This is a genomic window from Nocardia sp. NPDC060220, assembly GCF_042727815.1.
Classification (GTDB): Bacteria; Actinomycetota; Actinomycetes; order Mycobacteriales; family Mycobacteriaceae; genus Nocardia.
Genome location: NZ_JBHWZY010000132.1, coordinates 1 through 11,151, shown reverse-complemented (window position 1 = coordinate 11,151; position 11,151 = coordinate 1). Strand labels below are relative to the sequence as shown.

Here is an 11,151-nt window from a genome sequence, read left to right as displayed (position 1 = left end):
GCCTGGGCCAGGATCGCGGCCTGTCCGCCGTCGGCGATGGGGCCGGGGGCCGAAATCGCGCCTACGATCGTCGGAGCCAGCGCCGCGAGTGTCCCGGAGGGGACGTTCTCGGCGATGGCGGGGACGCTCGGCTGCGTCGCGGCGGACTGCGGGGCAGCCATCGTGGGCGTGGGTGCCACGAGTGCCGCACCCGCCGCTAGTACGAGGGCGGACAATGCGGTCCGCGATGCTCGGGTGCTCAGCACTGGTCGGCCGTCCTTTGTTCGGTGGATAGATGAAGCGACCCGGAAAGGTCAGTGTTATCCCGGGTTTCAGATACTTTGGAGAGGTGACTACAGCGGACAGGCGGTATGGGGGTCGTACGGTCGTCGCGCGAAAAGCCGAACGACGACTGCGATTCCTGGAAGCAGCGACGCGAATTTTCGCGGAACGCGGGTACGCCACGTGCTCGCTCGCCGAGGTGTGCGCGGCGGCCGGGCTGTCCAAGCGGCAGTTCTACGAAGAGTTCGAGACCCGCGAAGACGTGCTGGTAGCGGCCTACGACCGGATCCAGGACGACGCGGCGGCCGCGGTGGGCGCCGCGCTGGTCGCGCTCGGTTCCACCGATCCGAAGCTCGCGTTGCGGGCCGGTTTCGGCGCGTACCTGGAGTCGCTCGGCTCCGACCCGTATCGCGCGCAGGTGGCGGTGATCGAGGTGGTCGGGGTGAGCGACCGGATGGAGACCCATCGCCGGACCCGCAGGCACGCCTGGTCGGCACTGATCGCGGGCGCGCTGGAGCGGGTGGGGGTGCGCCTGCGCGGTGACGCCGAGCTGACCACCGCGCTGATCACCGGCGCGGTCACCGGCGTGGCGCACGAATGGTTGCTGCGCGAGTCGCGTCCGCCCGTCGACGAGCTGGTCGATCTGCTCACCGGCGCCGCTCTGGCACTGGTCACGTTCGACTGACATCAAGGCAGCCTTCGGGACGGTGGCAACCTTGCTCACCTGCCGCCCGCTCAATCGACTCCCTTTCCAGACATTGTGAGACCGACTGGCTTCACAGTGTGGGCGAGAGTTTGACATATTAGTGACCCAGATCGCAACGGCAGAGTTTGCGAGACCGACGCTACCTGCGGGTATGGATTGACAGCGCTGCCCGTCAGCGGCGCGACACCGCGTTTCACGTAGAGGTTTGCTACTGGACGAACGACCGGGTGCACCTGCGCCGAGGGCATCGCGGGCTATCCGGTAGCAACCTGTTCCAGTTCGGTCGGAGCGCATTGTCAGCCCTTCCGCAGGGTGCCGGCGATGGTGCCGCCGAGGACACCAGGGGTTCGATAGGCCAGCGAGCCGTCGGGTTGCAGAGTGACCGTCGAGGTAGCGCCCTCGTCGAGGCATCCGCTACCGGCGGTGAGCCTGGCCCGGAAGGTGAGGCGGTGCGCGGTGGCCTCGGTGAGGGTTTCCGCGCGGCCGCAGCGGTCGCGGGAGAGGGCGCCGGTGTTGGCCGAGGTCGCGAGTTCCTGACCGACCGCACCGGCGGCGATGGTGAGTTCGATGTCGAACTGGACCGGGCCGTCGGCGGCACGGCCCTTCCAGGTGCCGACGAACTCGGCCGGGACGGAGTCCGTGCCCGATCCGGTGGCGGTCGAGCTGGGTGCGGTCTCGGTCGAGCTCGAAGCGACGGAGGTCGAGGCGGCGGTGGTGCTCGATCCGGTGCCGCCGGTGGACCCGGCATTCAGTTGGGTCCCGATCAGATAGGCGCCACCCGCGACCGCCACCGCCACCGTCGCGGACGCGGCGATCAACAGAGTCCGGGTTCGTCGCGACGCGGTGGCACGTGCCGGCGCGGGCGGCGGGCGACCGGTGAACGTGTCGGCGGAATTGTGCGCGACCACAAAGGGCGGCGGGGTGAATTCGCCGGGCTCTCCATAGGGAGTCGGCGGCGATCCGCTGGTGACGGTCGGTCCGTGCGGTCTCGAGGAGCCGGTCGGAGAGACCTGTGCGGGGTTCGCGGCCGGCAGGTTCGGTACCGAAGTGCCTGTCGACCAGCCTGGTGCGGAAGTCGCGGCGGCATCGAGAGGCGATGCGCCGGATCGGTCGGCAGGATCGAAATCCAGGTCGAGTAGCCGGACGGCGCTGGTACTGATGTGCGCGACTACTTGTGGCGGCAGCCAATCGGTTCGTTCGGCAGTGCCGAGGTGGGCCAGTTCCGAAAGGACTTGTTCCGGGGTCGGTCTGGCAGCGGGGTCTTTGGCCAAACAGGACGAGACGAGCGGTCGCAGGGCGGAAGGAAGAGCCTCGAGACGGGGTTCCTCGTACACGATGCGCCAGAGCATCTGCATCACTTCGGCCGTACCGAAGGGGCCGTGACCCGCGGCGGCGAAGGTGAGGACGCCGCCGAGGGCGAAGACATCGCAGGCCGGACTGAGGGTTTCGCCGCTCACCTGCTCGGGACACATGAAACCCGGTGAGCCGAGAAACTTTCCGGTGGTGGTGAGGGCGGAATCCGCGATCACCCTGGCAATGCCGAAATCGATCACCTTGGGGCCGTCGATCGCGAGCATCACGTTCGACGGCTTCAGGTCGCGGTGCACGATGCCTGCCGCGTGCACCGCCACGAGCGCTTCGGCGAGCCCGTGTGCCAACGCCGGCAGCGTGGGCTCGGCGAACGGCCCGAACCGGTTGACCGCGTCGGTCAGCGAGATCCCGGCGACATAGCCGGTGGCCAGCCACGGCGCCCGTGCATCGACATCGGCGTCGAGCACCGGCGCGGTGTAGGCGCCGCCGACGCGCTGAGCCGCCGCGACCTCACGACGGAACCTCGCACGGAACTCCGCATCGATCAGATCCGGGCGGATCACCTTCACGGCGACCGTGCGCCCACCCGGGTTCCGGCCCAGATACACCTTGCCCATACCCCCGGCACCCAGCACGCCCAGCAGTCGGTAGTCGCCGATCCGCCGAGGATCGTTCGGGTCGAGCGGTTGCATCGCGGGTGGTTCCTTCGGATCAGGTGCGCTTCAGGCGAGCTGGGCTCGGGTGTCGGCCAGCAGTTCCGACAGCATCGGCTTGGCCGCGTGGTCGTCGGCCAATTCCGCGACGGCCTCGGTGAGGATCTTCTCGGCTTCGGTGGGGCGGTTCAGCTCGATCAGGAGTACGGCGCGCTCGTAGTCGGAACGGGTGGCCTGGTCGCCTGCGTCGATGGCGCGGAAACCCGCGGCGGCGGCGTCTGCGCGCGGGAGGGCGTCGTCGGGGCGTTGCGCGCGACGCAGGATCCGGGCGGCGTTGTGGTTGTGCCGGGCCGTGTGCCAGATGAGCAGTTCGGTCTCCGGGTGGGCGGTGGCAAACTTCGCGATCGCTTCGTCGGAGGCCGCGATGGCCGTGATCGCGGCGGCGTAGTCGCCGGTCCAGTGCAGCGACAGCGCGGCGCTGTAGCGGCAGTAGGCGACGCGCACCGGATCACCGAATCTCTCGGCGACCTCGGCGGCCAGCACGTAGCGCTCGGCGGCCTCGGCATCGCGATCGAGCACGTCGAGCAGATCGGCGGTCTCGACGAGGGCATGGGATTCGCCGCCGAGATTGCCGGTGGCGCGGTCGAATTCGATGATCTCGTCGAGGACGGTGAGTGCCGGTTCGTCCTCGTCCAGCCGGCGATGCAGATCGACCAGCAGGAAGCGGCAGGTCCTGGCCTGCTCGAGGGCCCCGGCGCGCTCCAGCCCGGCGATCGCCTCTTCGGCCTGGTCGGCGGCGTCGAACAACTGGCCGACGGCGCGGTAGGCGACAGCCAGATCCCATTGCACGTACGGCACCTGCGGACTACCCGCCGCGATACCGATCGCGATGGCGGTCAACAGCTCGCTGACTGCCTCCTCGTGCCTGTTCAGGTGGATGAGCAGGGCACCGCGCCGGGCGTGCACGATGAGGCGCACGCTGTCGGGGAGGTCGGCGTCGACCAGCCGAACCGCCTCATCGATCATTTCCAGCGCCGCGACCGAATCGCCCGCGTCGAGGTGAATTCCGGAAAGGTACTGGGCCACATCGGCGACCCGCCACGCCTGACCGGCCCGGCGATACGCCGCGACGGCTTCCTGTCCAGCCGCGACCGCGTCGGCGAGTTCAGTGTTGTTCTGGTGCAAATACATTCGGTGCCGGGCGACATTGCTGAGCAGGATGTCCTCGCCCGCCTCGGCGGCGTCGGCCGCGGCCCGGTCGAGCAACGCGGGTAGCTCGGCGGCGTCCTCCTCGGACAGCTCGCCGCGATCGAACAGTGCGAACATGCCGCCGGAAAGCCTCAGTGTCGCAGCCGCTCTCGTCTGCGGTTCCGGCGAATTCGCCAGGTGTGACAGGGAATCCCGCAGCAGCCCGACAGCTTCCGCCACGTCGCCGTGCCTACTGAGGAGCAGGCCGAGCCGACCCAGGTCGGATTGACGGCGATCTTGCTCGCCGGTCGCGGCGAAATACGCTGCCGCCCGGCGTAACAGTGATTCGGCGTGATCGTGATCGGTCGTCTGCAAGGCTGCGCCGGCCAGCACGGAGGCGCGTCGCCCGGCCAGACTCGGATCGCCCGGCTCCGGCTCGGCCGCCAACCGCTGCGCCAGGGCCCGTATTTCGGCGGGGGCGTGCTGCGTGGTCGCCTGTTCCGCGCGTTCGATCAGTTCGAGGGTGGTGAGCTCGGGGATCTCGACCGCCGCAGCCGCCGGACCCCGCTCGACCGGCACCCGGTGCGCGGCGGCCGCGGACAGCGGCAGGTAGTCGACGATCGGGCGGCTCGCCAGCTTCTGGTGGACCGATGCCGTCTGGTGATCGGTCCCGTTGCGGTGATCGAAGCGAGCGGCGATGGCCAGTGCCTCGTCGGTGAGCTCCACGTGCATTGCGCGCGCGGTCAATTCGGCGGCGGGACGATCGGCGGCGGCCGGGCGGCAGAGCAACGTATCACCGTTGCCCGCATCGACGAGGGTGCGCAGGAGCAGCGCCGCGCAGGTCAGGAAGGCTAGCGCGTCCTTCGGGCTCGGCGCGCGATCGAGCCAGGAGAAATGGCGGTCGAGCAGTTCCAAGCCGCGCACCTGATTGCCCGACAGCGCGCAGAACTCGAGGTGGTCGCCGATCGCGGCGAGGTCCTGCGGCTTGGTGCGCAGCAGACGGTAGGAGCGGCGGTGCGCGCTGCGCGCCTCGTCGAGCTGGCCGGTGCGCAGGTAGGGCAGCAGCAGTTCGGTCAGAATGAGCTGCGGTTGCTCGGAACAGCCGAGTTCGCCGGCGAGGACCGGAGCGGCCAGCTCGACGGCTTCGATGTCGCGGCCCTGGCTCGCCAGCCAGGCGACCCGGTTGGTGGGGTCGCAGCCTTCACAATCGGAGTTCTCGTCACGCGGTGTGGTGCACCACCTTTCGTACCACTCGGCGGCCGCGTCGAGGTCGCCGATGTGGACCGCCACCCGATGCCTACGGCCGTACACCGCGTTCAGGCTCTGACCCTCGACCCGATAGCGGCGTTCCATCTGATCGAGGGCGGCCAGCGCCCGATCCATCGGTACCTCGGGGAATTTCGTCATCGCGCCCACCGCGGTCTTGAACTTCCACCGCAGCGACGGCGCCACCCACGACTCATGGGCGCCGGGGTCGCGATCGTATTCGGCCAGGCAGCGGGCGAACGGGACGAACAATTTGGCCGGGCTCATCCCGTGGCCGTACGCGTCGACCATCGCCATGCGAACGTGGAACGCGAGCTCGATGTGCGCGCCCGCCTCCGCGTGCCGCAGCACCTGTTCCAGCAGTGCGTCTTTGGCGTCACCGTAGGGCATGTCGTAGGCCTGGAACAGCAGCCGTTGCAGGTCGTCGGGAGTATTGGCGTCGGACATCAGAGCTCACCCCGGGGATCGTGAACCGCCCAGTCGAGCAACCCGACGAATGATTTGTTCAGCAGCGCGGTGTCGACCGGCCGCATCGGATGCTGGCCCAGCAGCAGCGCCTGACTGTAGAGCGCCTCGACCGCCGTGGTGACCAAACGGGCATCGGCGAGCCCGGTGATGCGGCGTACCAGCGGATTCCGGTAGTTGAGCACGAGCTGCGGACGGTCGCCCGCCTGGTCGGTATCGAAAGCACCGAGAACATCGGCCCACAGTTCGTCGGCGACCTCGCGGGTGGCGCGCAGTTCGGCGCGATGCTGGGCATCGCGGTCGAGCAGATACAGCGCGGCCAGCGACGGCGGATCGAAAGTGCGCAGTACCACTTCACATTCGAGGCGGTCGAGCACGCGCTGGGCGGTGGTCAGGAAGGGCCGAAGCGCCAGCTCGGTCGCCGGATCGACGAGGTCGAAATGGGTGGCCAGTTCGGCGGGATCCAAACGGCGCACCCGGATCTCGGGATCGATCGCGGGCAAGCGCTCGAGAATGTCGGTGATATAGGAGTAGCCGCCGTTCACCAGGCCGATGCCCGCGGCACTCGCCACCGCGGCCAGCTGCCGGAACTCCTCTACCGACGGGGTGTAGCGGACCTCGCCGAAGCGGCGGCGGAATTCGGCGAGCGGGATCTGGCCCGCGTTGGTCTCCACCGGCAACCAGCGGTCGACCAGGCGCAACATGTCGTCGTCGTGCAGGGCGAGGGCCTTCACGCCGAGATCGTGAATACGCAGGAAACGGTGCAGCGCGGACGGATCGGAGGTGGACAGTTCCACCAGCCAGTCCCTGATCCGGCCGCCGAGCGCTTCCCTCGTGCTCTCCAGCAGGTCGTCCTCGTAGAGGGCTTCGCGGCTCGCGGTGGGGCGCAGCTCGGTGGTGTCGACCACGCAGCGGACGAAGAAGGCCCATTCGGGCAGCAGACCGGTGACGCTCTCCGCCAACAGCATTCGCTTCAGATACACACGGTGTCCGGCCTTCGCCGCCGGGTTGACCGGCTGCGGGAGCACGAAAGCCACACCGCTGACGCCGGATTCGGCGCACGCGAGATCGAAGGTGGCGAACGGGGTGAAGCCGAAGGTGTCCTCGGCGTACGCGGCGAGCGCGTTCGTGCGGTCCGAAGGAGTGGGATGGGTTGCGCGCCACGGGACTTCGGGCTCGGTGATCGGCTCACCGTCGACGGTGACCTCGAACGGCAGCAGGCTACCGAACAGCCGCGCCAGCTCGACGACAGTCGTCGGAGTGAGCCACTGCTCGGCGCCGCGGCGCGGCGCGAGGATCACGGTGGTGCCGGGTTCGTCGCGTTCCCGCGCGGCAGGCTCGACGCGGTAGCGGCCGTCGGCGAAACCGGTCCAGCGCACGGTCGGGCCGCCGCGCGCGGACCGGGTGAGAACCTCGGCCTCGTCCGCGACCAGGAAGCACGACAGCAGGCCGATACCGAACTGGCCGAGGAACTCGTGCCGGGCGAAGCCGAGGTCGTCGCGCTTGCCGCTGCGGCCGATCGTGGCGAGGAAGGTGTGCACCTCGGCCTCGGTCAGGCCGACACCGCTGTCATGGACACGGATGGTGCCGTCCCCGGTGCCGGCGGGCGTCTCGATCCTGACCTGCGCGCGAGCCTGTGGGTCGAGGGCGTGGCGGGCGGTGATGGCGTCGACCGCGTTCTGCAGCAACTCGCGGACGTAGACCCGTGGGCTGCCGTACAAGTGATGGCTGAGCAGGTCGACGATGCCCCGCAAGTCGACCTGGAATACCTGCTCCACCGGGGTTCCCTCCCAAAACGCTGACCATCCGCTGGGTCACTGTAACTGGATCTGCGGTGGCTGGCGGCGCAGTTCTTCGCGCTCGACTCCGCCGAGAACGCAGCGGCCGGGGTTCGGTCAGTGGGGACCGCGGGTGAGCTCGGTGCGGTTGGTGACGGCGAGTTTGGCGAGGATGTTGCGGACGTGGGTTTCCACCGTGCGCTCGGAAAGGACCAGGTGGGTCGCGATTTCCCGATTGGTGAGGCCGGTGGCGACGAGGCCGTGCACTTCGCGTTCGCGGCGGGTCAGTGGGTCGGCGGTGCGGGTGGCCGTGGTGATGTCGGCGAGCAGGGTGTCGGCCGCGCGCAGACGGTGTGGCATGTCGAGGCGGCGGAAGGCGGCGGCGGCCCGGTCGGCGGCTTCGCGGGCGGCGGGGAGGTCGCCGCGGGCGAAGAGGGTGCGGGCCAGGCCGAGGTGGCCGAGGGCGACGAAGGGGCGCGCCCCGATCGCGGCGTCCATCGTCAGGCCCTGCTGGTAGAGGCCGACGGCGGCGTCGAGATGGCCTGCGACGCGGGCGTTGTCGGCGCGGATACGCGCGATCGAACCCACACAGATGAGCGCGCCCGTGCCGTCGGCGGCGTAGTGGTGTTCGCGGCCCCGCAAGGCCCGGAAGACGCGATCGGCCGTCTCGGCGTCGTCCAGGAATTCGGCCACGATGCCCACCGAATACACCGTGCCGGACCAGCGCGGGCCGATCTCGAGGGTGTCGGGCAGCAGACGGAACGGCGCGAACAGGGCCTTCGCCTCCTCGAGATCGCCTGCCATAGCGTGCAGCATCGGGGCGAACAGCTGGGCGATCGTGATCTTCGGGGCGAAGGCCAGCGAAGCCAGCGCCGCGGTGAGCTCGTCGCGGTCGATGTGACCGACGATCACGGCGTACATGCCACGGAATGCATGGTGCAGGCCGGCGAGGGAGTAGTCGCCGATGCCGACCGCCAGTTCGTGGGCGGCGGAGTCGGATGCCAGCGCGGCGGGGAAGTCGCCGACCAGGGCCGCGCGGGTGGCCCGCAGGCGCAACAGGTGCCAGCGGGCGATCGGGAGGCGGCGGCGGTCGGCGAGGAGTTCGATGTGGTCGAGGGCGTTGTCGAAGGCAGGCAGGTCGCCACGTTGCAGGGATGCGTCAGCTGTCCACACGTATCCCCAGAGTTGTGCCAGCGGCTGCTCGGCGTCGGCCGCGATCTCGATTGCCCTCGCCGCGAGCACCGTTCGCTCCGCCAGGAAGTCCACGGCCGCAAGCGAGAGATGGCGGGCGTGGATCGCATCGAGGACGACGTCGGGATCGGTGGACCGTTCGGCGGCGCGCATGGCCTGGTCGGAGAGTTCCCTGGCCTGCGCACCCGCGCCGCGGTCGGCGGCCGACAGGGCACGCTGGGCGAGGATGCGGGCGACGAGGTCGGGATGCTTGTCGGTTTCGAGCAGGCGTAATGCCTTGCCGCAGAGGGCATCCAGTTGCGTCATCACGGTCGGGGTGGTGACGCCCTGCACCACCAAGCCGGCTTCCGCGAGCAGGTCGGGGCGGTCTGCTCGTTCGGCCGACGCGCCCGCCTCGACGCAGTGGTCGAGGCTGGTGGCCACCCAACCGGCGGCGAACTCGTCGCGCGCCAGCTCGATCAGCAGCTCGGCGCGCTCGGCATCGGAGGCGGTGCCGCCCGCGGCATCGATGGCCCACTGCCCGAATCGGATCGCCTCGGCGTAGGCGGCACTCGCGCGGGCCGATCGTGCGGCCCGACGGGACCAATGGCGACCGGACGAGGAGTCCGAACAGCCGCTCGCCTGCCGCCAGTGGGTCGCGATCGCCCCTGCCACCGCCGAATCCGGACCACCTCGCCCACTCAGCACCTCGGCGGCCGCGCGGTGACAGGCCGCTCGCCGCGAAGGGGCGAGGTCGGCGTACACGGCGTCGCGCACCAAAGCGTGCGTGAAACCCGTGGTGTCGTCGGCGAAACGACGGACGATACCGGCCGCGGTTGCCGCATCGAGCGCCTTCGCCACCGGATCGGAGACCGGAACGGGCTCCGACGGCAGCACCGATCCGTAGACCTGCGCCAGCAATTCGGTATCGATACGTTCACCGAGCACGCTCGCGGCACCGAGAACCTCGAGGTGGGTGGGGTCGATACGGTCGAGCTGGGCGAGGATCAGGCGGCGGATTCCGGGGACCGACAGGAGCGGGTCGTCGCCGGCGCCCATGTCGGCATCGATGACCAGGCGGACCAGCAGGGGAGTGCCGCCGGTGCGTTCGTGCACGCGGTGCGCGAGATCCGGGGTGAGGCCGCGCTGTTCGAGCCAGTAGCGGACCTCGTGTTCGGAAAGACCTGGTACGGACAGGGATTGGAAGTGGGGTAGACGCAGCCAGGCGGGCTGGTCGGCGAGCAGGGTTTCACCCATCGGTTCGCGAGCGGTGCCGACGATGAGCACCTTGGTGCGCGGCGTTTCGGTCGCCACGTGGGTGAGCAGCGCCAGCGACGTGGGATCGGACCAGTGCAGATCCTCGAGCACCAGCAGCAAACCCGACGGCGCGGCGGCCGCGACGAGGACATCGGCGACCTCGGTGAACATCCGGAAGCGCTGGGCGGCGGGCCCGCCACCGGGTTCGGTGACGGTGTCGAGGGCAGCGGCCAGTTCGGGGAGCTCGCGCGCGGCCCGGCGCCACGGCCACAGCGGCGGCATCCCCGCGTCGTCGAGGGCGCTGCCGCGGGCAACCCGCAATCCCGCCTCGGCGGCCAGCGAGCCGACCTGCTCGGCCAACCACGATTTGCCGATCCCCGCTGTGCCGCTGACCAGCACGAATCGGCCCGCACCCGAGGCTGCGGCCACCACCGCGGCGCGCAGGCGGGCGATCTCCTCATGCCGTCCGACGGCCGGAGTCTGCACCGCCCCAGTATCTCGCGCGGGCGCGAGTTCAGTACTGCGAATACGTACCGGCACTGATCCGCGCGATGCCGTTCGGCGCGACGCTTGATCTATCCGATTCCCCCAGTTCAGGAGATGAAATCATGTACGCACACGTCATCTGGTTCGACCAGCCACGCACGGCGACCGAACTCGCCGCCGTCGACTTCGCCAACGCCAACCGCATCGAGCCCGCCGTCGCGGGAGTGCCTGGGCTGCTCGACTTCTACGAACTGCGGCGCGCCGACGGCTCCGGCATGGTGATCGGCATCGCCGAGACCGAGGACGCCCTGCACGCGGTGCGCGAGGCGATCCTGGCCACCGAACTGCTGCCGGGGGAGGACCCCGCCCTGCTGCCCGGCCCCGACCGGGTGGAGATCTGCCCGGTGCTCACCCACCGCGACCGAGCTGCCATCTACGCCAGGGCGGACGAGTCATGAATCTGATCATGCTGGGCAGCCGGATGCCGGTCGGCCGGTGTGTCGGCCTCGCCGTGCAAGCCGTGCTGCGGTCGGCGGGTACCCCCCCCCCCCCGGCACCCCGGCCCGACACCTCGGCCACGGCCAATACCCGGAGCGGGGGGCCCAAAACG

The 11,151-nt window shown here is 69.7% G+C and carries 6 protein-coding genes; 2 read left to right on the top strand and 4 right to left on the bottom strand.

What is annotated here, in order from left to right; genetic code table 11:
• Positions 1-328 precede the first annotated feature (328 nt).
• Positions 329-946 (top strand): TetR/AcrR family transcriptional regulator, encoded by a 618-nt coding sequence (locus ACFWF3_RS09510; protein ID WP_379313236.1) that lies wholly within the window; start codon positions 329-331, stop codon positions 944-946.
• 317 nt (positions 947-1,263) lie between these two features.
• Here the strand turns inward: ACFWF3_RS09510 and ACFWF3_RS09505 are convergent, their stop codons facing one another.
• The 4 genes from ACFWF3_RS09505 to ACFWF3_RS09490 form a co-directional block, all read right to left on the bottom strand.
• Entirely contained in the window at positions 1,264-2,970 is a 1,707-nt protein-coding gene (locus tag ACFWF3_RS09505) for a protein kinase (protein WP_379313235.1), read from the bottom strand.
• A gap of 30 nt (positions 2,971-3,000) precedes the next feature.
• Positions 3,001-5,832: a hypothetical protein gene (locus tag ACFWF3_RS09500; RefSeq protein WP_379313234.1), complete on the bottom strand. Its 2,832-nt coding sequence runs from the start codon at positions 5,830-5,832 to the stop codon at positions 3,001-3,003.
• A complete protein-coding gene (locus ACFWF3_RS09495; protein WP_379313233.1) occupies positions 5,832-7,628 on the bottom strand; it encodes an HSP90 family protein in 1,797 nt (598 codons plus the stop codon). Before ACFWF3_RS09495 ends, ACFWF3_RS09500 begins: the two co-directional genes overlap by 1 nt.
• Positions 7,629-7,745: 117 nt before the next feature.
• On the bottom strand, positions 7,746-10,541 hold the full coding sequence (locus ACFWF3_RS09490; protein WP_379313232.1) for an ATP-binding protein: 2,796 nt from the start codon (positions 10,539-10,541) through the stop codon (positions 7,746-7,748).
• 122 nt (positions 10,542-10,663) lie between these two features.
• Between ACFWF3_RS09490 and ACFWF3_RS09485 the strand changes: the two genes are divergently transcribed.
• Positions 10,664-10,999, top strand: a complete 336-nt coding sequence (locus tag ACFWF3_RS09485; RefSeq protein WP_378989320.1) for a hypothetical protein — start codon at positions 10,664-10,666, stop codon at positions 10,997-10,999.
• Positions 11,000-11,151 lie beyond the last annotated feature (152 nt).

Coding starts and splice junctions, on each gene's coding strand:
- ACFWF3_RS09485 (WP_378989320.1), top strand. CDS start 10,664: ATGTACGCACACGTCATCTGGTTCGACCAGCCACGCACGGCGACCGAA.
- ACFWF3_RS09500 (WP_379313234.1), bottom strand. CDS start 5,832: ATGTCCGACGCCAATACTCCCGACGACCTGCAACGGCTGCTGTTCCAG.
- ACFWF3_RS09505 (WP_379313235.1), bottom strand. CDS start 2,970: ATGCAACCGCTCGACCCGAACGATCCTCGGCGGATCGGCGACTACCGA.